The organism is Flavobacterium sp. UGB4466, from assembly GCF_903469665.1.
Classification (GTDB): Bacteria; Bacteroidota; Bacteroidia; order Flavobacteriales; family Flavobacteriaceae; genus Flavobacterium; species Flavobacterium lipolyticum.
This window is the reverse complement of record NZ_CAGKLC010000060.1, coordinates 1-22,345: the sequence shown is the minus strand read 5'-3', so window position 1 is coordinate 22,345 and position 22,345 is coordinate 1. Positions and strand designations below refer to the sequence as shown.

Here is a 22,345-nt window from a genome sequence, read left to right as displayed (position 1 = left end):
AGGCAATAAGCTTTAGGCAAAAGCCTACAGCCTACGGCTTATGGCCTACAGCGATAAGTAATCGTAATTAATTTCGGTTAAATACAATCCGTGTGCTGGTACCGAAAACCCGGCTTTTTCTCTGCTTTTGCTGGCGATGATTGTTTCAAAATCAGTTAGAGAAATTTTATACAAGCCGATATTTACTAGTGTTCCAACAATTGAGCGAACCATATTTCTAAGAAAACGATTGGCCGAGATGGTAAAAATTAGTTTATTGTTTTCTTGTTTCCAATACGCCTCAAAAATCGTGCAATCAAAAGTATTGACATCGGTATTTACTTTTGAAAAGCATTGGAAGTCGGTATGATTCAGTAGAATTTTTGCAGCTTCATTCATTAAATCTACATCTAATTTTTGATTGAAATACCAGCTCAATTCCTGTAAAAAAGGGTTTTTAACCGTGTTGATGTGGTATTCGTAGGTTCTTTTAGTAGCATCAAATCGGCAATGAGCGTCATTGTGAACGAGAAGAATATTAAAAACAGCAATGTCTTTGGGTAAATAGGAGTTGAGTTTGTGTATTAAATTTGGAATATCCAGCGGGCTTTCAATATCAAAATGTCCATACATCTCTTCCGCATGAACTCCCGTATCCGTTCTTCCGGCACCCATAACGTTTATGGGAGTGTTCAATAAAATGGATAGTGCTTTGTTTAAAGTTTCCTGAACAGAAGAAGCATTGGGCTGAAATTGCCAGCCATGATAATTAGTTCCGTTATAAGCAAATTGAATAAAATATCTCAAGGTAAAGGTGCAAAGGTTTTTTTAAGGGACAAAGGCTCTAAGGGGCAAAGGTACAAAGGTTTTTTAAAAAAAGATGTTAAGGTTCTGAGATACTAAGATGTTAAGTTTTTTAAAGGTGCTAAGGTTCTGAGATACTAAGGTGCTAAGTTTTTTTGTTTAGGAGGTACAAAGGTACAAAGGAGCAGAGGTTTCTAAGTGTCTCAGCATCTTAGTATCTCAGCATCTTAGTATCTCAGCATCTCAGAACCTTAGCACCTTAGTCCCTTTAAAAAAAACCTTTGTATCTTTGCTTCTTTGAACCTTTGAACCTTCGAATGAAAAAAATTCTTCTCCTTTCCGATACACACAGTCATATTGACGATACTATTTTAAAATATGTAGCTCAGGCCGATGAAGTCTGGCATGCTGGAGACATTGGTGATCTGAATGTTACGGATACAATTAAAAAGTTAAAGCCGCTGCGATGTGTATATGGTAATATTGACGATGCGCAGGCGAGATTAGAATTTCCTTTACACAATCGGTTTTTATGTGAGGATGTTTCCGTGTGGATTACACATATTGGCGGATATCCGGGAAAGTATAATCCCAATATAAGAGAAGAGATGGCGTCGGATCCGCCTAAATTATTTATCTGTGGGCATTCACATATACTGAAAGTTATGTTTGATAAAAAAAATAATCTGCTGCATATGAATCCCGGAGCGGCCGGAAAAAGCGGATTTCATCAGGTTCGAACAATGTTGCGATTTGTAATTGACGGTGATAAAATAAAGGATCTGGAAATAGTTGAAATGGGTAAAAAGTAACAGATTTAAAATGGTAGTGGAACCTTGATTTTTATAGAGGTTCCTTCGTTTGCCTTTGAAGTGATTGAGATACTTCCTTTGTATTTTTTGATTCTTGCCCTGATTCGGTTAAGTCCAAAACCTTCAACATTATTTAATCTTTCGGTTTCAAAACCCTTTCCGTTGTCCTGAATTACAATGATAAACTGATTGTTTTTTTCGGATAGGAAAATCTTGGCTTTTTGGGCATCACTGTGTTTTATAATGTTATTGAAAAGTTCCGAAACAATAAAATAAAGCTTCATCTCAAATTTTTCGATGTATCTTTTTTTAGTTGAAATGGCGCTCGAAAATTTAAAACTTATGTGAGAATTCGAGTTTCTTTCGCATAGATCTTCCAAAGCATAAATTAACCCAAAACGAACCAGAAGTGTAGGGACCAAGTCGTGTGACATATCTCGTAAAAGATCGTGTGCTTCCTGTAGAATAGATTTTGCTTTCTGAATTTCGTCCGATTTTATATCGTTTTGTGTTGTGAAAGTTTTTAAATGCAGTCCAACAGAAGACAATAAAGAATTAATGTTGTCATGTAAAAATGATGCGATTTTTTTACGTTCAACTTCCTGGCTGTCAATGCCGGCATTAATTACATTTAGTAATATTTTTTGCTTGGCATCTTTCCGTTTAATTTTTTGTCTTAGTTTGTTGTTTTGGTAGAAAAAATAAAATAAAAAGAACAAGAGGATTATCATCACGATTGATAAACTTATTATTTGTTTGTTTCTTATTTTTTCAGGAAGATAAGTATTGTTTTTTTTTGTGTTGCCGACAACTGCATCAGTGTTGTTTTCTGTAACTGTTTTTTTCTGAGCAACAGTAGGATAGCTATTAAAAGTGGTTAAAAGGAGGAAAAATATAAAGTATCTGAAAAAGGACATAGTAACAGGTGTTTTCTGAGAATGATCAGGAATTTATCAAATTATTTTTCAGGGCATATTTTACCAAGCCAATAGAACCTTTTATCTGCAGTTTCTTCATGATGTTTTTTCGGTGTGTTTCGACCGTGTTTGTACTGATAAAGAGCTGTTCGCCAATTTCTTTTCCACTGTATTCCAATGCAATTAAAGTGATGATTTCGATTTCACGGGCGCTTAGAATTGGGTTGTCTACTTTGATATTTTTATTGAGCTTTGGATTGTTATGAGAGAAAATATTAAAGATTTTTTCTCTAACGGCATCACAATAATATTCTTGTCCCTGATAAACGGCTTCTACAGCTTCTATAATATTTTCTCCCGCGCATTTTTTTGTGAGATAGCCTTTTACCCCCAGTTTCATCACTTCTTTAATAATTTTCAGATCGTCGTAGCTGGAGAGAATGATGATTTTACAGGGTACATTTTTTTGCTGAAGTTCTTTAACTACCTCGATCCCGTCTTTTTTAGGCATACTAATGTCCAGAATCAGAATATTAGGATTGTTTAGCGTAATATCGTCATAAACAGTATTGCCATCGTATGATTTGCCTACTACTTCAAAATTTTCAACCGTCTGCAATAAGTTGCTAAGGCCATCAATAAGTACCTGATGATCATCGGCCAGGTGTATTCTTATTTTATCTTTCATAATTATTCGGGGAACTGATATGCAAATAAATGAAAAAATATCTTACAAAGTTTTTTTTTAGGTTTGTTTTGACTGTCATGCAGGAAATTACAGAAAATTTAGAGCACAAAAAAACCCGAATTTAAAATTCGGGTTCTCTTCGCACAAAAAATTTAAGTTTATAGGTTTACCTCAAACGGTCTACAGATTTTACAAGATCTTCATCCTTTTTGATGGCCTTATTAGCTAAAACTAATAATACGATAGCAACAATAGGTAGAAACATCCCAATACCTTTCTCTGATACAATGGTAGTAGTATCTCCAGATAAATTTAGAGAACGATATACAAATAATCCCAATAAAATTAAATTTAATATTATGTTCAGCCTGCCCATTACAAACTGATTTTGTCTTTTTTTGTATGAAATGATACTAATGATCGTAAGCATTGTACTCAGACCTAATAATATCGTGTAAAACTTATCCTGCATAAAGTAAAAAGGCTTACCATTATTTAAGGTCCAAAGCGGAGTAAAAAACAGTAATACCCCCGTGATTAAAAAGGTAAGAATTAAATATACAGTCTGAATTCGTTGTATCATGGTCTAAAATTGTTTTACAAAAATATATTTTCTTTTTTTAAAATACTATTGTATGATTAAATTTTATTCGTATTATTGCATCATAATACCGTAAGCACTTCATACTGCGGTCAATCGAAAAAAAATATCTACCTATTCTTTTTACAATATTTCCGTTAAAATAATTAAATTCATAGAACATTCATGTTTGATATTTCTGCATTAAAAGAAATGAAGCTTTCTGAGCTTCAAGAAATAGCTAAGTTAGCTAAAACTATAAAGTTTAATGGCGTTAAAAAAGAGACTTTAATAAGTCAGATTTTAGCACATCAGGAAGCGACTGTAGCGCCGCCGGTTAGTCCTGTGGCAGAAGCGGAAATAGTTGATGAAAAACCGAAAAGAGCAAGAATTGTTCCGGCAAAAAAGACAGCAGCAAATAAGAATGCACCGGTTCTGGAATTTGATAAAGCAGAGGAAACTCCTGAAAAAGAGGAAGCTCCGATAGCAGTAACTAAAACTCCGGCTATTAAAGCAAATCCTAAAACAAATCCAAAGATAAAAGGAAATGCAGCAGCAAAAGAAACAGCAGAAGTAAAAAGCGTTGAAATAACACCGGAAGTTCAGGAAAATATTGAGAATACCGAAAGTACTGAGAATACTGAAGATGCAGCAATAGAGAAAAAAGGACCAAAAATTGTAAAGTTTAGTAAATCGGCTTACGAGAAAAAGGTTGCTTTGAAAAAAGAAAAGGAGGCTACGAAAGATGTAGTTCCGGAAAATGAAGTTACAGCAGAAGTTGCTGCTGCTGAAAAAACAGAAGCACCGGTTCAGACCAAGAAGATTAATCCGAACCAGAATAAAAATCAAAATCCGAATCAGAATCCCAACCAAAACCCAAATCAGAATCCAAATTCTAACCAAAACGGGAACGGAAACAACGGGAATCAAAATCCAAATCATAAAAATAAAAAGAATAATTTCAGAGATTCAGACTTTGAGTTTGACGGAATTATTGAAAGTGAAGGTGTTCTTGAAATGATGCCGGATGGTTACGGATTTTTACGTTCATCAGATTATAATTATTTAGCCTCTCCCGATGATATTTATTTATCAACGTCACAAATCAGATTGTTCGGTCTTAAAACCGGAGATACTGTAAAAGGAGTAGTTCGTCCTCCAAAAGAAGGCGAAAAATTTTTCCCTCTCGTTCGTGTACTTAAAATTAATGGTCATGATCCGCAAGTTGTTCGTGACAGAGTTTCTTTCGAACATCTTACCCCGGTTTTCCCTTCTGAAAAATTTAAATTAGCCGAAAAAGGCAGTTCAGTTTCAACCCGTATTATCGATTTGTTTTCTCCAATAGGAAAAGGACAGCGTGGTATGATTGTCGCTCAGCCTAAAACGGGGAAAACAATGTTGCTAAAAGACATTGCAAACGCAATCGCAGCCAACCATCCTGAAGTTTATCTTATTGTTCTTTTGATTGATGAGCGTCCTGAGGAGGTTACGGATATGCAGCGTAGTGTAAGAGGAGAAGTTATTGCTTCTACTTTTGACAGAGAACCACAAGAACACGTGAAGATTGCGAATATCGTTCTTGAAAAAGCAAAGCGTTTGGTAGAATGCGGACATGATGTGGTTATTTTACTTGATTCGATTACTCGTTTAGCGAGAGCTTACAATACTGTTCAACCTGCTTCAGGTAAAGTTTTAAGTGGTGGTGTTGATGCTAATGCATTGCAAAAACCAAAACGTTTCTTTGGAGCTGCTAGAAATGTAGAAAATGGCGGTTCACTAAGTATTATTGCAACCGCATTGACCGAAACAGGTTCTAAAATGGATGAAGTTATCTTTGAAGAATTTAAAGGTACCGGTAATATGGAACTGCAATTGGATCGTAAAATCGCTAACAAACGTATCTTCCCGGCTATCGATCTTACTTCGTCAAGTACACGTCGTGATGATTTATTACTGGATGAGAAAACATTACAAAGAATGTGGATCATGCGTAAGTACCTGTCTGATATGAATCCGGTAGAATCTATGGATTTTGTAAACGATCGTTTCAAGAAAACCAGAAACAACGAAGAGTTTTTGATTTCGATGAATGACTAGAAAAAGGGGCTAAGATTCTGAGGAGCTGAGATGCTAAGTTTTTTTACTACCGTTAAATTTCTTGGTTACTAATCTTTTAAGATGATAAAATATATAAAGGGGTGAATTCAAAGAATTCACCCCTTTCTTTTTATGTTTAGAAAAAAAAAGCTTTAATATTAAATACCGATCGGTATTTGTGTTATATTTGTTTGGAGAACGATTGTTGAAAACTGGAAAATAATGAACACTTCTGAATTTATATTGGATAAAGTAGCACCTGTTTTTAACAGACAGGGATATGTGGGTACCAGTCTTTCGGATATTACCAAGGCTACGGGACTTACCAAAGGGGCTATTTACTGCAATTTTGCAAATAAAGAAGAGTTAGCTTTAAAGTCTTTTCAATTGAATGTAGAGGTAGCGATAACGCCTTTATTCAAAATACTGGCTTCTACTACAGGAAGTTTAGAGAAACTTTACACGATAACGAAATATCAAAGGAGCTATTATGATGTAGTCAAAGACAGAGGTGGTTGTCCAATGCTGCGTGTAGGAGTAGATGCTAAATTTATCAATCCACTGTTGTTTAAGAGTGCTCAGAATTTGTCTCAGAAATTTATCACCGGACTTTCCAATATCATTAGTGAAGGTAGTATAAGTGGAGAAATTCAGGAGAATATTGATCCGCTGCAGTATGCAAAGCTATTATTGACTTTAATTGAAGGAAGCTCCCTTTTGGCCTTTACGCATAATGATGGGACATACATCACCACTGCTATGGATTTTATAGACCATGCGATAATTGATAAAATTAGGAAATAAAAATTTTTTAACCCTTCAGATACCGATTGGTATTTGATAAAAAAAGCAGAAAATGGAAAAAGTATTAAAAACAAAAAAGAAAATCAGATTTCAGGATTGTGATCCTTTTAATCATTTAAACAACGCAAAGTATCTGGAGTATTTTATTAATACAAGAGAAGATCAGATTGCAGAACATTACGATCTGGATATTTTTAAATATCTGAAAGAAACTGGTTTGAGCTGGGTAGTAGCATCCAGTCAGATTAGTTATATACGTCCGGCTTTTACGATGGAAACGACCCTGATTGAATCGCAATTGATTGAGTATCGCGATAATGCTTTGTTGGTTGAAATGAAAATGTGGAATGAAAATGAAACGGAATTAAAAGCAATTTTATGGATCAGGTTTATTCATTATAATATTGCGACAAAAAAATCAGCAAATCATTCGGATGATTTAATGCAATTATTTCAATCGGTTGTTGTGCCAGTTGAGCAGTCAATTTTTGAAAATAGATGTTTGGAAGTTGTACAGAAATTAAAATCAGGAGTACCCGCATAAAAAAGAAATCATTGGGATGGCTTATCTAAAAGTTGCTCTATGATGCAAGAATAATCTTTAAGTAATAGGAGAAATAAGTGAGGCTGTCTTTTTAGACAGCCTCCTATTTATAGAATAAAGTGATAACTTAGTTTCTCAGCACTTAAAAAATCTTAGAGCCTTAGCATCTTAGTATCTTAGTATCTCAGTACCTCAGTACCTTAGTACCTCAGTACCTTATTTAATCGATTTATCCACTACTGGGCGATCAGATCTATTCGTTAATTAAAAGGTTCAAAGGTTTTAGTTGGATTTCAAGCTTAAAGAATGATTAGGAAGTATAAAAAAAACGAGGAGCTAAAACTCCTCGTTTTTTGTTTGTTATTTTTAAAAGCCTTTGTAACTCTGAACCTTTGTTGCTTAGAGCCTTAGTATCTTAGTATCTCAGTACCTTATTTAATCGATTTATCCACTACTGGGCGATCAGATCTATTCGTTAATTAAAAGATACAAAGGTTCAGAGTTGCAAAGGTTCAAAGGTTTTAGCTGGATTTCAAGCTTAAAGAATGATTGGGAAGTATAAAAAAAAACGAGGAGTTTTAGCTCCTCGTTTTTTGTTTGTTATTTTTAAAAGCCTCTGAACCTTTGAACCTTTGTTGCTTAGAGCCTTAGCGCCTTATTTAATCGGTTTATCCACTACTGGGCGATCAGATCTATTCGCTAATTCCCAGGCAATGGAGAAAGCTAATTTTGTTCTTTTAGTCAAAGCATCGTATTCGATTTTCTGAGGTTCGTCACCTTTTCTGTGGTAGTCTTCGTGAACTCCGTTAAAGAAGAAAACCGATGGAATTCCGAATTTTGCAAAGTTATAATGATCAGAACGCTCGTAAAAATGATTTGGATCTTTCGGGTCGTTGAATTTAAAATCTAAGTCAATTTTAGTGTATTTTTCGTTTTGTGCCACAACAATATTGTGTAAATCAGTGGAGAGTCTGTCGGCTCCAATTACGTACACATAATTGTTTGTTTTTTCGTGTTCCACATCACGACGGCCAATCATATCGATATTAATGTCGGCAATGGTATTAGCGATTGGGAATAAAGGATTTTCAGAATAATAGCGAGAACCATGCAGACCGTGTTCTTCTCCGGTAACGTGCAGGAACAGGATAGAGCGTTTTGGACCGTGTCCGTCTTTTTTGGCTTTTGCAAATGCTTTTGCCATTTCCATTACAGCAACAGTTCCGGAACCATCATCATCAGCACCATTATAAACGTCGCCATTTTTTACTCCTACGTGATCGTAATGTGCGGAAATAACCAAAACTTCATCCGGTTTTTCAGATCCTTCAATATAAGCCCAGATGTTTTCTGAATCCGGTAAGTTTTCATTTCGTCTGGCATTTAAAAATGAGGCAGGAATATGCTGGTAATAATCGGTTGCACCTTTAGGGAACGAAATTCCATGTTTTTTGTATTGCCCGATCATGTAAAGACCTGCTTTCTTTTGCCCTTTCGATCCGGTTTCACGCCCCTCCATTTCGTCAGAGGCTACTACATAAAGCATTGTTTTTAGATCTTTTTCAGAAATAAAGTCGATGTATTTAGAGGGATCTGAATTGTCTTTTAAGGTAACTGATTGTGTGTTTTTACACGAAAATGCAGTACCAATTAATAACAGGATTATGATTTTTTTCATATGTTGTTTAGTGTAAATTGATAAAGGTATAGAAAATATAGAAAATCAGTAAGAATAAGATGAAAATTGAATTTATAAACAGTAATGCGATGCTTTTAAAGAAGGAAACCCATCTTGTTTCTCCGTAAAAACGGTGGTGTGCCGGAAAGAAATAGTAAAACATCCAGAGACCTCCAAAAAAGTCGGTTACACCTGAAATAAAAGATAGTGGACTGTCTTCTCCAAATAACCCAACCAATCTTCTAATTATAAATAGGAAGAAGATTACCAGAAGCAAAAACGAAAAGTAATGTAAAGTGAATATCCCATGATCAAAATAATACCATCTTTTTTTGTTATGAACGAGCCATAAAAAGAAAGCAAATAATGGCATTATAATGAACAGTACTTTGGGAATGTTATGTACAAAAGACTCTGTGAACTTGTTAATGAGTTCTTTTTTGGTATTGTGTTCTTTTACATATTTTACTTTTTGAATCATCCAGTAACTAAACGAATCTAATTTTTCCTTTTCAGGTGCATATTTTTGAACGGAATCGATCTCTTTGGTAAAATCATCAAAACCGTCTCCGGGTTTTAAATCGTTAAGGTCTCCTGTAAAAATATTTTTTGGAACTTCTTTTTCGTTGCTTATGTCGAGATTAAAATCAGCGGTGGTTTCTTTTGAATGGCCCGGAAATAAGGCGATCATTAAGAAAGTGACAAAACTGATAAAGATGTACAAACGAACAGGAGCTAAATAGGATAAACGTTTTCCTGAAAGGTATTCTTTGGTTAATGCCGATGGTTTAAACAAAAGGTTTTTGATCGTACGCCAAAAAGCATTTTCATAATGTGTCAAATCTTCAAAAAAGTGAACGAACAAATGATGGAATGTTTTTCGGGAATCGGTATTTTCCTGCCCGCAATTGGGGCAAAATTTTTGTTCAACAACGTGTCTGCAGTTTAAGCAGGTTTTGTCTTTTCTAATCGGACTGTGTGACATTGATTGTAAATGGTATTGGTTTGGTTTTCTTGGTTTGTTTTTTCTTGCAGCGAATAACGCGAATTTCCGTAAATTTTAAAAATAATTATCTGGCTTAATGCTGATACTTTTTTTTGTCACAGATGAAAAAGATTTTTTTGCTGCGAATTTCACTTATTGTCTGAATTTTAAAACCATATAGTTGAAGTCAGTTTTATTCTTTAAAATTGCAGTTTTAAAGCTTACTTTTTCAATACTTCGTTCAGGAAAAGCTGCAAATGTTCAAAAGCTCTTTTTGCTGCAACAGCATTATAGGCTGCTCCTTTTGAGTTGTCATTTCCTGCTTCAGGATTGGTGAAAGAATGTACGGCATTGGCATAATAAATCATTTGCCAATCGGCTTTTGAATCTCTCATTTCCTGTTGGAAAGCTGTTATTTCTTCTTTTGATTCATAGGGATCGTCGGCTCCGTGACAAATTAATACTTTAGTTGTGATGGGTTCAATTTTACGGGCGGCATCTCTGGCTAAACTTCCGTGAAAAGAAACTACTCCCTTTAGATTTAAATGTCCCCGTGCAGCTTCAAGAACACCGGTCCCTCCAAAGCAGTACCCAATGGCTACAATATTATCGGCGTTGGTTCCTGATTTGATCAATTCCTGTAATGCGGCATTGATGCGTTTTTGATATATTTCAAAGTTATTTTTGTAGTAACTGGATTGCTTTGCCGCTTCTGAGGTATTGGCAGGTTTGTTTCCTTCTCCATAAATATCAGCAATGAAAACGTGATAGCCTAATTTGGATAAGTTTTCTGCAATATCTTTAGAGGCTTTGTCAATGCCAAGCCAGGCCGGAATCAATAAAATCCCCGGATTTTGAGTGCTTTTTTTAGCAGATTTTGCAAATAATCCACTTAGAGCCTGAGAACCGTCAGTGTATTTTACAGCTTTTAGTTGTGCATTTATACCGTTGGAAAACAATATGGTAGCAAATAAGAGAAAGGCCGAATTTTTCATAAGAGTACAATTTTTAACAAATATCAGAAATATTACGTTACGAAAAAACCTCAGAATGTATTTCTTCCGGGGTTTTTAAACGTTATTTTCTTACAATGAAAATCATTCACCGGGATGATAGGTTTTCTCGGCATTTTTGATCACATCATCTTTGTAAAACAAGACTTCTTTAAAGCTTCCTTTTCGATACATTTCACTTTGATCGTTGAAATGGTTGGAGTCAGGATTTCCGCTATTACCTCCGGCTAGCAATGATTTTGCTTTTATTTTTGGACCAAATTCTACAGCACATACAAAGCTGTTGCCATTGTAGCCGTATCGTTTTTTGGAGTCTTTTTGATAACTGCTTTTAAAGGAAGGTAAACTTCCCCAGGAGCCCGGTCCAAAAGCGATCGGTAAACTCGGCTGAGCATCGTCATATTTTAAATCGATGTCGCCGTTTGAACGTTGAAAACGATTTATTTCTCCCCAGGCTACTTTCCAGGTTCCCCATTTTGAGTTCAGTTCTTTTAAAACTAACTGTAATTGCGGAAGCATTTGAACAGCGGTGGCATTCGTGGCAAATTTTCGGGTATTCTCTACCTGATCCGGTTCTCCTTCATCGACGTATGCTTTCAGTATAATCGGATCTAATTTGTACGCCCATTCGACTGCCAGAGTGGTGGCTACTGAATTTTCTTTGGCGTAATAATCCCAGTTTTTGAGTATCGAAATGACTTCATTTAATTCAGGATATGCTGTTTTGTTTTTTTCGTAAACCGCAATCAGGCTTGGAATTAAAATTTCAAAAATCGATAATTTAGTATCATATCCGTCAGCAATTACTTTGTCTAAAGTATACTGACTGCCTTTGCTGAAAATTCGAACGGCATTTATTCCTCTAAAATTTTCTCCGTCAGGTGCCATATAAGGCAGGTAGTTTTCTCTTTTCGGACTGTTTTCTCCCGCAACAGTGTAAGGTGTTGAGTTACAGTTTTGCAGCCATCCGTTTGTTGGATTATACAAATGAACGGTTTCGTTTACATTATGCAGGCCTTTCCATTGCGTAGCCGAGACCGATCCGTCAATGACTTTAGACCAATTGAGGCTTTTATCTCTGATTGGGATAAAATTTCCATGCCAATAAGCGATATTTCCTTTGTTGTCTGCGTAAACGGTATTGTTTGAAGTGTTGGCTTTTAAGTCCATTGCTTTTTTGTAATCTTCAAAACTGGTTGATTTGGTTCTGACCCAACTCTGAATTAAACTGGTCATCGAGCGGTTGTTTGATTTTAAACTAATCCATTTTCCGTCACGTTTGGCCATAATCGGACCATTATTGGTGTAGTAGGTTTTGAATTTTTTAGGGATTAATTTCCCGTTTTCGGTGTAATGTAGTATAATTTCTTTTTCGATAACCGGGATTAGTTTTTTGTCGAATTCATAAAATAGTTTGCCTTTTTTATCGACAATTTTTTCGGCATACATATCGGCAACATCAACGTTGGAGGAGGTGTGCATCCATCCGCAATATTCATTGAAACCCTGATAGACGAAAAATTGCCCCCAGGTTACTGCTCCGTAAACGTTTAGGCCTTCTTCGCTGGTGACTTGTACTTCGGGTCTGAAATAAAAGGTGGTATGTGGATTGATGTATAGAATAGCATTTCCGTCGGCTGTTTTTGAGGGGGCAAATGCAAAACCATTAGAACCTGTTTGTACATTTTTCTCTCTTTCAACATACGCCACTTTATCACCATTACCGGAATAGAAAGCTTTTAATTCTCCTGTTGTTAAATCGGCAGTACTGATGGCTCCGATACTTCCATCGGTCCAAAGCAAAGGAAACCAGGGTTCGAAATGAGTTAAAAGCGCCGGTTTTACTTCGGGATGTTTGTAGAGGTAAAAGTTAATAGCATCGGCATAACTGTTTAATAATTTTTGGAGCCATAAGGGAGCTTTTTTATAATCGGCTTTGACTTCTTCGGTGTCAATTAATAATTTAATTTCTAAATCATTGTATAAAACGGCTTGTCCTTTTATTTCTGAGAGGCGCCCCAACTTTTCAATATAGTTAATTTCAATGCGTTTAAAATCATCTTCGCATTGGGCGTAGAGTAATCCAAAAACAGCATCAGCATCCGTTTTTCCATAAACATGTGGAATACCCCAGTTATCTCTGATAATACGAACCTGTTGGGCTAAATTTTCGAGACGTGCGGCTTCTTTTGAATTGATTTTTTGTGCACAAAGAGGAAGACTTGCGCAACAAAGTACAAAGGCTAATTTTATAGTTTTGGTGGTAAACATGTTTATTGGATGTTAAATTTTTGTCCGGCAGTATAAATGCTCATTTGTAGATTTTCAATCGAAATGAGATTATTCTTTTTAGATTTCAGAATTCCTTTTGGTTTTTTCACTACGATCACTTCACTTTCACCCGCAACTTCAATCTGATTGTTTCGGACAATGATGGCGGTGCTTTCGTCGATTCCAATTCCGGTTAAAGAAGGGAATTCCACTAATGCGGAAAGCAATCGGTTGTAACGATTTCTCTTTAAAAAATGCTGATCGATAATTGCGGTTTGGAGTAGTCCAAGACCTTCGGCAGTTTCGAGATTGTCGTAACGGATGTTGTCAAAAGTTCCGGAATATTCTTTTTGTAGTTTCTGATTTCCGGTAATCATTTTTTCAGACATCACAGCGGCACCGGCGCTAGTTCCGGAAATGGTGCTTCCGTTTTGATAAGCTTTTTGAATCGCCGTTTGAATTGGAGTATTTTGCACCACGCTCATAAAACGGGTCTGGTCTCCACCGCTTATAAAAATCAGTTTTGCTTTTTGAAGTGAATCGGTCAGTTTTTTGTTTTGAGCAGTTTCTTTATTGAAATTAAGCATCACAATTGGATTGGGAGTTAATTTTACCATTTGTGTTTTGAAAAAAATAAAGGAACTGTCCGGTTCTTCGCTTGACATGGGCAAAACAGCGATGAAATCATTTTTTGTCAATTCAGAAACACTTAAAACCTGTTTCATCAGGGCATCAGACCGATCGCCGCCGCCTATGATAAAAAGTTTGCCTTTGGGACTTTGTGCCTGAAGCAGACTAGCTGTAAAAAGTAGCATAAGGATCAGGATTTTTTGATAGAAAAAATGGAAGGAAAGTTGGTTTTTCATCGTTTTTTGAATGGAGTTAATGCAACTGGTTTATAAAATTTAAAAGAGAGGTATTGACGATAAAGAGAACATCTTTTATTTTATCTAAATCTACTTTTGTAGCGATATCTCTGGTGGAATGATAATCGTCGTGAAAACCACTAAAAAAAGTCATGATGGGAATTTCTTTAGCAGTAAACGAAGCATAATCACTTCCGGTATGTCCATTGGTTTCCCAAAGATCGAGTGTAAAAGGTTTCGAAAGTTTTGTATTGCTGAGGCTGGCAATTTCTTTTAAAGAAACGTTTTCCTTTTGTGTTCCGATGCTTAGGATTCGATGTAATTTGTCCTCGGGAGCACTTCTCGAAATCATATCCATGTTAATGGCGAGCAGTATTTTTTGTTTTTCGGAATCCAAATGCTGAACGAAGTATTCACTTCCCAAAAGCCCCATTTCTTCGGCCGTCCACGAAGCAAATAATATAGTGCAGGGAGGTTTTGTTTTTGTTTCGGACCATTTTTTGGCCAGTGCCAGCATTCCGGAAACTCCTGATGCATTGTCGTCGGCTCCATTGTAAATAGAATCGTTTAGGATGCCTAAATGATCGTAATGTGCTCCCACAATAATAGTTTTGGTAGTGTCTTTCCCCGGAATCATTCCTAAAACATTGCGAACCGGAAAGGTTTGGGATTGCAATTCTATAGAGAAATTAATTTTCGTATTTTTTAGCGGAACAGCAGCAAAGAATAATTTTCGTGCCGCTTTTTCTTCAAAATGTTCTAACGAGATAGTACTTCCGGTAAAAAGTTTTTCGGCAGCTGATTTACTAAGTTCAAAAATGGGAATCGAAGTGATGTTTGAATTTTCGAGGGAATGGAAGGTGGTTTCTTTTTTAAATTTGACCCATTTTTTGCAATCAATAAGAATCAATGCGCTGGCTCCTTTACTGATCGCGGTTTGAAGTTTAATTTCTTCGAGGTTGTTTTCTTCGGGATAGTACTTTTTGAATTTCTGATAGGATACTGATGTGCTGTCCAAATGTCCCGGGAAGCCTTTTAGAACGACGACAATTTTATCTTTTGTATTCAGGTTTTTATAGTCGTCATAGTTTTCTTTCGGTAGATTTAATCCGTAACCGGCAAAAACGACTTCGGTTTCTTTTTGTAACGATTGTGCGACAGGGGTAACCTGAAAATCGGTATTTGGAGAAAGGGGAAAAGTTTCTTTACTGTTTTTTTTTATTTCAAGTGCGGCCTTTTTTACGGTGTGTTCTTCAATTTTGAAATTCTGATAGTATCCTGATTTTGTGTCGTACGGAACTAATTGGTAAAGTTCCATCATTGAAGCAATATATTCAGAGGCCAGAAAAGCTCCTTTTTGAGTAGTTCCGCGACCCTGCATCCAATCGGAAGCTAAAAAAGAAAGTGTCGGGGAGAAATCACTTTTTGACGGACCAGGAACAACGATTTGCGAAAACAGGGCTGACTTACAGCAAAACAAAGTAAGTAAAAGCAGTTTTCGTAACATCATGGTTTAAAATTTAAAAAGTAATTATAAAGAGATATTTCGTTTGAACGCACAGCCTAATTCAATAATCGAATCGGTTTTGGCAATACCCGGAATACCATCGATTTTTTCATAAAGGATTCGGCGCATGTGTTCATGATTTTTGGCTATGATTTTGATGTAAAGCGTAAAGGATCCTGTCACGTAATAGCATTCTGTAATTTCCGGAATTTCTTTTAATTCTTCAATAATCCGGTCTGAATCAGAATCTTTATTCAGGGTTATTCCCGTAAAAGACGCCCAGTCATAACCAATGTTTTTTTCCTGGATGATAGGTTTGATTCCACCAATTACACCTTGTTCGATCATTCTGTTTATACGCTGATGCACCATGGTGTTTGATATTTTCAAATTAGCAGCGATTGCAGAAAAAGCCATTCTTCCGTCTTTCTCTAATTCTTTAATGATGCTAATATCAAATTCGTCTAATATATCCATTCTTATAATTTGTGTTTAATCTTAATGCTTATGTTATTGCAGCTGTTCTAAAAAAAACTCTAAATAGGCGACAATAATTTCGCATTCATAAAAGTAACTATTTTTTTTAATTAACAAGGGATTGAAGGGGATTATAAGATGTCTAAAATTGATTTTTTTAACCTCTAAAACCTTTGTTTTTGACTTTAAAAGTCTTTTTTAAAGTCAAAACTGGTAATTATGGAGGTTTTAATGAGAAATTTTTAATACTTTTGGCTTTTAGAAAATTTTAAATAAAATAAGATCATGATTCATACTGAAAATGCCCTGTCGTCAAAATCAGAGGTTTTGATTGAAAAAGAAAATAAATACGGAGCACATAATTACCATCCACTTCCTGTTGTTCTGGAAAGAGGAGAAGGGGTTTATGTATGGGATGTAGACGGAAAAAAATACTTTGATTTTTTATCTGCTTATTCTGCCGTTAATCAAGGACACTGTCATCCAAAGATTGTGAAGGCTATGGTCGATCAGGCTCAGAAACTTACGCTGACTTCACGTGCTTTTTACAATGACAAATTAGGTAATTATGAAGAATTTGTAACAAAGTATTTTGGCTTCGATAAAGTATTGCCTATGAATACTGGTGCTGAAGCAGTTGAAACGGCTCTTAAAGTGTGTAGAAAATGGGCTTATGAAGTAAAAGGAATTCCGGAAAATCAGGCACAGGTAATCGTGTGCGAAAATAACTTTCACGGAAGAACGACTACCATTATTTCGTTTTCAAATGATGAAGTAGCACGCAAAAATTTTGGACCTTTTACAGAAGGATTTATAAAAATTGAATACGATAATCTGGCTGCTCTTGAAAAAGCATTGGAGTCGTCAAAAAATATTGCAGGGTTTTTAGTAGAGCCAATTCAGGGAGAAGCAGGGGTTTATGTTCCTTCTGAAGGATATTTGGCGAAAGCCAAAGCATTGTGCGAAAAACATAATGTTTTGTTCATTGCAGATGAGGTTCAGACAGGAATCGCACGTACCGGAAAATTATTAGCCGTACAGCATGAAAATGTACAACCTGATATTTTAATTTTAGGAAAAGCAATTTCAGGCGGGGTGTATCCGGTATCAGCAGTTTTGTGTAATGATGAAATTATGAATGTAATCAAACCGGGACAACATGGATCTACTTTTGGAGGAAATCCGGTTGCAGCTGCGGTTGCAATAGCAGCTCTTGAAGTAATCAAAGAAGAGAATCTTGCCGAAAATGCAGAACGTTTGGGAATTATTTTAAGAAAAGGGCTAAATGAAATTGCAGAACGCAATAATCTGATCACGCTGGTTCGCGGTAAAGGATTATTAAATGCAATTGTGATTAATTGTGGTGAAGATTCTGATTTGGCTTGGGAAATTTGTCTGAAATTCAGAGATAACGGATTATTGGCTAAACCAACTCATGGAAATAAAATTAGACTGGCACCGCCTTTGGTGATGACCGAATCTCAAATTCAGGAGTGTCTTGAAATTATAGAGAAATCACTGAATGCTTTTAAGAATTAATTTTTTTTAAGTTCTGAGGTACTAAGATGCTGAGATACTAAGATTTTTAGGTTTTTTTTTTAGAACTTTAGAACTTTCAAACTTTGTCAAAGTTTTAAACTTTGACGAAAAACACAAAACAACAAAGGTGTAAAGTTTCATTACAAAACTTTACACCTTTTATTTTTAAGGAGCTTTTTAAAGCACTCCGGAAAAAAAAATCTTAGTATCTCAGCATCTTAGTCCCTGAGAATCTAGGTAATTTTACTTGCTGTAACCCGGATTCTGGGTGATTTTTTTGTTGGCATCCATTTCCAAGATTGGAATAGGAAATACCAGTACATTGGCATCATAAGATAATAATTCAGATCCGTCACCGTCGCCACTTACATCAATAGAGCCTTTTGTTCTTCGGATGTCGTGAATTGAAAAGCCTTCCATCGCTAATTCGAATTGGCGCTCCAGTAAAATAGCATCAAGTGTTACTGCGGTCAGTTTTTGTGCATTGGCTCTTGTTCGGAGGATGTTGATATCGTCAAGCGTAGTGTTGCCCACAGCAGTTCCGGCCTGAAAATTGGCTTCTGCTCTGATGAGGTACATTTCAGCCAGACGAATGATCCCTACATTACCAAACTGATTGGTAAATTTTAAAGTCAGTAATCTGTCATTGGCAGGGTTTATATAATTGAAATTTGCACGATCGTCGTTAGGATCGGTAAATTTTTCCAGATAAGGATCTCTGATCGAAATATCACCTCCGCGTCCTCCATTATTCTCAGCTGCATAAAAGGTATTGGCATCATTTGTTCCGGTTTGTTTCGTAATTTGGATAGCAAAAACGTCTTCAACCTGATCGGTGTCATGATTAAAGGCATCTGCATATTTTGTAGACAAAGAGTGTCCGCTATTTTTGATGACATCATCGGCTGCGTCTCTTGCCAAAGCGTAATTGCCCTGTTGAAGATATACTCTTGCCAATAGAGCTTTTGCGGCATATTTGTCAGCATAAAAACTATTGTCTTTTGGAAGATTGGTGTAAGCGAGATTTAATCCGTCAATGATGACTTTGTAGACTTCAGCAACCGTACTTCTTTCTTTTGATAAATCGACGTTGAAATCATAAATGGCTTTGTCTCTTATTACAATTCCCAATTGATTATTGGGCTGACCGCTAACGTATGGTTTTGCAAAAAAGCGCACTAAATCAAAATAAGCAAGTGATCTTAAAAAATTAGCTTCACCGATCATTCGGGCTTGTTTAGCCGGATCCTTCACCTTGCTGATGTTGTCAATAACGGTATTGGCTGCGTTTATGATTTCGTAACATCTCGAGTAAGTTCCGGTGATGATTACGTTATCGGCAAGCATTTTTTTAATATACATTTGTCTTAATTCGCCAAAAGTTCCTCTGAACCTAAAATCAGTAGTGGCAGTTACACCTGTTGCTCCCAGTAAATCGGCATAAACTAAGATTCTTCCTCCGTAAGCATTTCCGTTTGCGGCAAGAGCATAGGTTCCGGTAAGTACATTGGTAACTCCTTCTTCTGTACTCAAGGTAATAGAAGCATCTTCTCTTTGTCTTGGTTCTACGTTTAATTCGTCTTGGCAGCTTGTAAAAAAGACTGCAAAAAGCATAAATAATAGTATCGTATTTGATTTCATTTTGATCGATTTAAAAATTGATATTTACTCCCATAGCGATTGTTCTCGCTGGTGGAGCCGAATAAAATTCCTGTCCAATATTAGGATTCGCTCTTGAGATGTCATCTCTTCGTGACTCAGGATCAGAACCTTTGTAATTGGTAAAAGTCAATAGATTTACAGCCGTCATGTAAATTCTTAAATTGCTCATTCCCATGTCGCTTACGGTCTTTTTAGGTAATGAATATCCTAAAGTCAGGTTTCTTAAACGTATGAAATCTGATTTACCAAGATAACGGCTCGAATTTTGGGTACCGTTTGAACCTCCAAATCTTGCTTGTGGTACATTAGTAATGTCACCCGGTTTTTGCCAACGGTCTAGCTGATCCAGAGTCTGATTATCAAAATAATCGGCTGCTGTAGACTGATAGATTCCCGCAGTGTTATAAATACTGGCACCCCATTCTCCCTGGAAAGTAAATGAAAAGTCAACACCTTTGTATAAAATCGTATTGGTAAGTCCTGACATTAAGGTTGGAAACGGATTTCCAAGAATGGTTCTCTGTGCTTCGCTATAGTCGTTGGTCGTACTTCTGTCAATACTTCCGTCGGCATTTTTTGTGTTTTTTACAAAAAGTGCATCTCCGTTTGCCGGGTCAACTCCTGCGTATTCTACCAAATAGAAGGATGAAATGTTTTCGCCAACTCTATTAATAGTATAACTGCTAATTACATCTGCATTGTTGTTAGGAAGCGTTTTTACTTTTGATTGATTTGTGGTTAAGTTGAAACTTGTAGTCCAGGTAAAATTTTCGGTGGTGATATTTTTAGTATTTAACGTAAATTCGAAACCACTGCTTCTGATTTTTCCGATATTTTTACTGATAGTTCCATCAGGACCGGCACCTGCACTTTTTGGAAGTGGAGCATCAAAGAGTAGTCCATCGGTATCTTTTTGATAGTAGTCGGCTTCAAAAGTAATTTTATCTAAAAAGCCCAGTTCGGCACCAAAATCGATTTGAGTAGATTTTTCCCAGGTTAAGTTATTATTTCCAGGTTGAAAGAATGTTAATCCGGATTTTAAATTATAAGGATTCGGACGGTACAATTGGCGGGAGGCAAAGTTTCCAATTTCGGCATTTCCTAATTTACCCCAGCTTCCTTTTATTTTCAAATAGGTTAAAACCGGATTTTCTTTTAAGAAATTTTCCTGAGAAATTACCCAACCGGCAGAAAGTGCCGGGAAAACACCAAAGCGTTCGTTTTTCCCAAAACGGGAAGAACCGTCACGACGAATACTGGCTTTGAACAGATATTTACCGTCAAAAGCATAATTAAATCTCCCAAATTGAGAAACAAAGGCATAATCAGTTTCGTTTCCGGCCCCGGCATTAACTTCTGCTCCTCCGTCAATTGTCTGGAAGCCATCATTAGGGAAATAGATGCTGTTTACATCTTGATACCTGCGGTTGTATTTGTTAAGTTCCATACCCGCAACGACATTTAGAACGTGTTTTTCTGCAAACGTTTTGTCGTAAGTAAAGTAGTTACTAAAAACATAATTTTCAGTATTAACAGAGGTTGCAAATACCTCACCGTCTGTCGCCATAAACGGAGCATTTTTTCCTTGCCAGGAGTCTTCGGTCTGTGTTAGATAATCATAAGAGAAATCAGAATTGAATTTTAAACCTTTTACTATTTTAAGTTCGCCAAAAACCTTTCCGGTAAGTCTGCGCATGTTCGTTTTCCAGAAAGTATTGTCTTTTGCTAATAAATAGTTAGCATATTCTGTGTTCGGATTTGCTGTTCCGTCTGCCAGTCTTGCTTGTGATATTGGAGCCTGCGCTACGGATTGTAGAGGTGATGTAAAAGAGTTATCGTCCTGAACTCTGTTGATGATGGCTCTTGAAAAACCAATGTTCATTCCCACAGTAAAACGATCTGATACTTTATGAGATAAGTTAGATCTTCCGGTTATTCTCTCCAGACTATTGCTGTCGATAATTCCGGTAGTGTTGTTGTAAGCTCCTGAAAAGAAGTATCTGGTTTTGTCGTCTCCGCCGGAAACCGAAAAATCAGCATCGGTGGTATATCCCGTTTGAAAGGCGATATCCTGCCAGTCTGTATCAATTTCTCCATTTCTCCAGTCAGTTCCCTGAGCCAGACGATCTAATTCTTCTTCTACCGAGGCTAAATCGTCAACATTTTTTCCTGCCTCACGTATTAATTCAACATATTGTTTTGCATTAAGCCACTTTCTCTTGTGTGTAGCTTCACTAACACCTTGTGAGAAATTAAGAGAGAAAGTTCCTTTTCCGTCTTTTCCTTTTTTGGTAGTGATGATTACCACTCCATTAGCTCCACGGGCACCATAAATTGCTGCAGAAGAAGCATCTTTTAAGACGTCAATAGACTCGATTTCATTCGGGCTCAAAGTCAGTAATGGATTTGTCGGCGCTCCGTTGCTGGATTCGTTGTCTGTAATCAAGGGGATTCCATCTAAAACGTAGAGAGGCTGTGTTCCTGCACTAATACTGGCAGCACCACGAACCCTAACATTAATACCACCTTCAACTTTACCGTTGGTCTGAGTGATTTGTACACCGGCAAGTTTACCCACCAGCGCATTTTGAACGTTTGAAACAGGTATTTGCTGGATATCTTTAGCCGTAACGCGGGCAATATTGTCCGTTAAATTCTTTTTGGTCTGTGTTCCGTAACCTACAACCAAAACGGCTTCCAGTTCATTTTGTGTTTCGACCAGTTGAACGGTCATTAAATTAGAAGCAGGGACATGTACAGTTGCAAAGCTGACATAACTTACGGTTAGAATGTCTCCTTTTTTTGCTGTTATTTTAAAATTTCCGTCAAAATCAGTTTGAGTACTGATTTTTGTTCCTTTTACAAGAATGTTAACTCCCGGAAGAGGAATTCGTTTTGAGTCAGTAACTTTCCCTGTAATCGATCCTTCTTGTGCATTGGCTATTTGCATAAATAATGCGATCAATAACCCCAAAAAAAACTTAAAGTTGATTTTCATTTGTAAATATTTTTGGTTAGTTTTCCCAAATATCTTAATTTTCTGTTAATAAGTAGTCTTTATTTAACATTTAAAATAACTAAAATACTTGTTTTTGTGATATTTGTAACAATTTGGTTTTAAT

At 36.3% G+C, this 22,345-nt stretch carries 18 protein-coding genes; 5 read left to right on the top strand and 13 right to left on the bottom strand.

Annotation, left to right across the window (positions count from 1 at the left end; all coding sequences use genetic code 11):
* Window positions 1–45 precede the first annotated feature (45 nt).
* Window positions 46–786 (bottom strand): tRNA pseudouridine(38-40) synthase TruA, encoded by a 741-nt coding sequence (gene truA, locus JO950_RS14500; RefSeq protein ID WP_202703303.1) that lies wholly within the window; start codon window positions 784–786, stop codon window positions 46–48.
* A gap of 314 nt (window positions 787–1,100) precedes the next feature.
* Here truA and JO950_RS14495 point away from each other — a divergent pair, with 314 nt between their 5' ends.
* The gene (locus JO950_RS14495) at window positions 1,101–1,595 is read left to right on the top strand and encodes a metallophosphoesterase (protein WP_202703302.1); all 495 of its coding nucleotides are present in this window, start codon (window positions 1,101–1,103) and stop codon (window positions 1,593–1,595) included.
* Window positions 1,596–1,600: 5 nt separating this feature from the next.
* On the opposite strand, the gene JO950_RS14490 is transcribed toward JO950_RS14495, so the two are convergent.
* The 3 genes from JO950_RS14490 to JO950_RS14480 all read right to left on the bottom strand — a co-directional run bounded on the left by JO950_RS14490 (window position 1,601) and on the right by JO950_RS14480 (window position 3,783).
* Window positions 1,601–2,512 (bottom strand): sensor histidine kinase, encoded by a 912-nt coding sequence (locus JO950_RS14490; RefSeq protein WP_202703301.1) that lies wholly within the window; start codon window positions 2,510–2,512, stop codon window positions 1,601–1,603.
* Between the two features lie 25 nt (window positions 2,513–2,537).
* On the bottom strand, window positions 2,538–3,200 hold the full coding sequence (locus JO950_RS14485; protein WP_202703300.1) for a response regulator transcription factor: 663 nt from the start codon (window positions 3,198–3,200) through the stop codon (window positions 2,538–2,540).
* Between the two features lie 166 nt (window positions 3,201–3,366).
* Complete coding sequence (locus JO950_RS14480; RefSeq protein WP_070907200.1) at window positions 3,367–3,783, bottom strand: DUF4293 domain-containing protein; 417 nt, start codon at window positions 3,781–3,783, stop codon at window positions 3,367–3,369.
* A 183-nt stretch (window positions 3,784–3,966) separates the two neighbouring features.
* Between JO950_RS14480 and rho the strand changes: the two genes are divergently transcribed.
* The 3 genes from rho (at window position 3,967) to JO950_RS14465 (ending at window position 7,225) form a co-directional block, all read left to right on the top strand.
* Entirely contained in the window at window positions 3,967–5,877 is a 1,911-nt protein-coding gene (gene rho / locus JO950_RS14475; RefSeq protein WP_202703299.1) for a transcription termination factor Rho, read from the top strand.
* Between the two features lie 222 nt (window positions 5,878–6,099).
* Complete coding sequence (locus tag JO950_RS14470; protein ID WP_202703298.1) at window positions 6,100–6,681, top strand: TetR/AcrR family transcriptional regulator; 582 nt, start codon at window positions 6,100–6,102, stop codon at window positions 6,679–6,681.
* 52 nt (window positions 6,682–6,733) lie between these two features.
* Window positions 6,734–7,225, top strand: coding sequence for a thioesterase family protein (locus JO950_RS14465; protein WP_202703297.1), 492 nt, complete (start codon window positions 6,734–6,736; stop codon window positions 7,223–7,225).
* Window positions 7,226–7,880: 655 nt separating this feature from the next.
* Here the strand turns inward: JO950_RS14465 and JO950_RS14460 are convergent.
* The 7 genes from JO950_RS14460 to JO950_RS14430 form a co-directional block, all read right to left on the bottom strand.
* Complete coding sequence (locus JO950_RS14460) at window positions 7,881–8,903, bottom strand: M28 family peptidase (RefSeq protein WP_070907197.1); 1,023 nt, start codon at window positions 8,901–8,903, stop codon at window positions 7,881–7,883.
* Window positions 8,904–8,910: 7 nt separating this feature from the next.
* On the bottom strand, window positions 8,911–9,888 hold the full coding sequence (locus tag JO950_RS14455) for a DUF3667 domain-containing protein (RefSeq protein WP_202703296.1): 978 nt from the start codon (window positions 9,886–9,888) through the stop codon (window positions 8,911–8,913).
* Window positions 9,889–10,109: 221 nt separating this feature from the next.
* Complete coding sequence (locus tag JO950_RS14450) at window positions 10,110–10,883, bottom strand: dienelactone hydrolase family protein (RefSeq protein WP_202703295.1); 774 nt, start codon at window positions 10,881–10,883, stop codon at window positions 10,110–10,112.
* A 102-nt stretch (window positions 10,884–10,985) separates the two neighbouring features.
* Window positions 10,986–13,172 carry a penicillin acylase family protein gene (locus JO950_RS14445; protein ID WP_202703294.1) on the bottom strand — a complete coding sequence of 729 codons (2,187 nt, stop codon included), beginning with the start codon at window positions 13,170–13,172 and terminating at the stop codon, window positions 10,986–10,988.
* A gap of 2 nt (window positions 13,173–13,174) precedes the next feature.
* Window positions 13,175–14,038, bottom strand: a complete 864-nt coding sequence (locus tag JO950_RS14440; protein ID WP_202703293.1) for a cyanophycinase — start codon at window positions 14,036–14,038, stop codon at window positions 13,175–13,177.
* 16 nt (window positions 14,039–14,054) lie between these two features.
* On the bottom strand, window positions 14,055–15,548 hold the full coding sequence (locus tag JO950_RS14435; protein ID WP_202703292.1) for a M20/M25/M40 family metallo-hydrolase: 1,494 nt from the start codon (window positions 15,546–15,548) through the stop codon (window positions 14,055–14,057).
* A gap of 21 nt (window positions 15,549–15,569) precedes the next feature.
* A complete protein-coding gene (locus JO950_RS14430) occupies window positions 15,570–16,022 on the bottom strand; it encodes an Lrp/AsnC family transcriptional regulator (RefSeq protein ID WP_173964999.1) in 453 nt (150 codons plus the stop codon).
* A gap of 285 nt (window positions 16,023–16,307) precedes the next feature.
* On the opposite strand from JO950_RS14430, the gene rocD reads away from it, so the two are divergent.
* A complete protein-coding gene (gene rocD, locus JO950_RS14425) occupies window positions 16,308–17,561 on the top strand; it encodes an ornithine--oxo-acid transaminase (RefSeq protein WP_202703291.1) in 1,254 nt (417 codons plus the stop codon).
* A gap of 243 nt (window positions 17,562–17,804) precedes the next feature.
* Here rocD and JO950_RS14420 read toward each other — a convergent pair whose 3' ends face one another.
* Both JO950_RS14420 and JO950_RS14415 read right to left on the bottom strand, forming a co-directional pair.
* Complete coding sequence (locus JO950_RS14420) at window positions 17,805–19,202, bottom strand: RagB/SusD family nutrient uptake outer membrane protein (RefSeq protein ID WP_202703290.1); 1,398 nt, start codon at window positions 19,200–19,202, stop codon at window positions 17,805–17,807.
* Between the two features lie 10 nt (window positions 19,203–19,212).
* On the bottom strand, window positions 19,213–22,221 hold the full coding sequence (locus JO950_RS14415; RefSeq protein WP_202703289.1) for a TonB-dependent receptor: 3,009 nt from the start codon (window positions 22,219–22,221) through the stop codon (window positions 19,213–19,215).
* Window positions 22,222–22,345 lie beyond the last annotated feature (124 nt).

What these genes read in the sequence shown, in the direction of transcription:
- JO950_RS14460 (WP_070907197.1), bottom strand. Translation starts at nt 8,903, where the DNA reads ATGAAAAAAATCATAATCCTGTTATTAATTGGTACTGCATTTTCGTGT.
- JO950_RS14465 (WP_202703297.1), top strand. Translation starts at nt 6,734, where the DNA reads ATGGAAAAAGTATTAAAAACAAAAAAGAAAATCAGATTTCAGGATTGT.
- JO950_RS14450 (WP_202703295.1), bottom strand. Translation starts at nt 10,883, where the DNA reads ATGAAAAATTCGGCCTTTCTCTTATTTGCTACCATATTGTTTTCCAAC.
- JO950_RS14480 (WP_070907200.1), bottom strand. Translation starts at nt 3,783, where the DNA reads ATGATACAACGAATTCAGACTGTATATTTAATTCTTACCTTTTTAATC.
- JO950_RS14415 (WP_202703289.1), bottom strand. Translation starts at nt 22,221, where the DNA reads ATGAAAATCAACTTTAAGTTTTTTTTGGGGTTATTGATCGCATTATTT.
- JO950_RS14495 (WP_202703302.1), top strand. Translation starts at nt 1,101, where the DNA reads ATGAAAAAAATTCTTCTCCTTTCCGATACACACAGTCATATTGACGAT.
- JO950_RS14445 (WP_202703294.1), bottom strand. Translation starts at nt 13,172, where the DNA reads ATGTTTACCACCAAAACTATAAAATTAGCCTTTGTACTTTGTTGCGCA.
- JO950_RS14420 (WP_202703290.1), bottom strand. Translation starts at nt 19,202, where the DNA reads ATGAAATCAAATACGATACTATTATTTATGCTTTTTGCAGTCTTTTTT.
- rho (WP_202703299.1), top strand. Translation starts at nt 3,967, where the DNA reads ATGTTTGATATTTCTGCATTAAAAGAAATGAAGCTTTCTGAGCTTCAA.
- JO950_RS14470 (WP_202703298.1), top strand. Translation starts at nt 6,100, where the DNA reads ATGAACACTTCTGAATTTATATTGGATAAAGTAGCACCTGTTTTTAAC.
- JO950_RS14490 (WP_202703301.1), bottom strand. Translation starts at nt 2,512, where the DNA reads ATGTCCTTTTTCAGATACTTTATATTTTTCCTCCTTTTAACCACTTTT.
- JO950_RS14485 (WP_202703300.1), bottom strand. Translation starts at nt 3,200, where the DNA reads ATGAAAGATAAAATAAGAATACACCTGGCCGATGATCATCAGGTACTT.
- JO950_RS14435 (WP_202703292.1), bottom strand. Translation starts at nt 15,548, where the DNA reads ATGATGTTACGAAAACTGCTTTTACTTACTTTGTTTTGCTGTAAGTCA.
- JO950_RS14455 (WP_202703296.1), bottom strand. Translation starts at nt 9,888, where the DNA reads ATGTCACACAGTCCGATTAGAAAAGACAAAACCTGCTTAAACTGCAGA.
- rocD (WP_202703291.1), top strand. Translation starts at nt 16,308, where the DNA reads ATGATTCATACTGAAAATGCCCTGTCGTCAAAATCAGAGGTTTTGATT.
- JO950_RS14440 (WP_202703293.1), bottom strand. Translation starts at nt 14,038, where the DNA reads ATGAAAAACCAACTTTCCTTCCATTTTTTCTATCAAAAAATCCTGATC.
- JO950_RS14430 (WP_173964999.1), bottom strand. Translation starts at nt 16,022, where the DNA reads ATGGATATATTAGACGAATTTGATATTAGCATCATTAAAGAATTAGAG.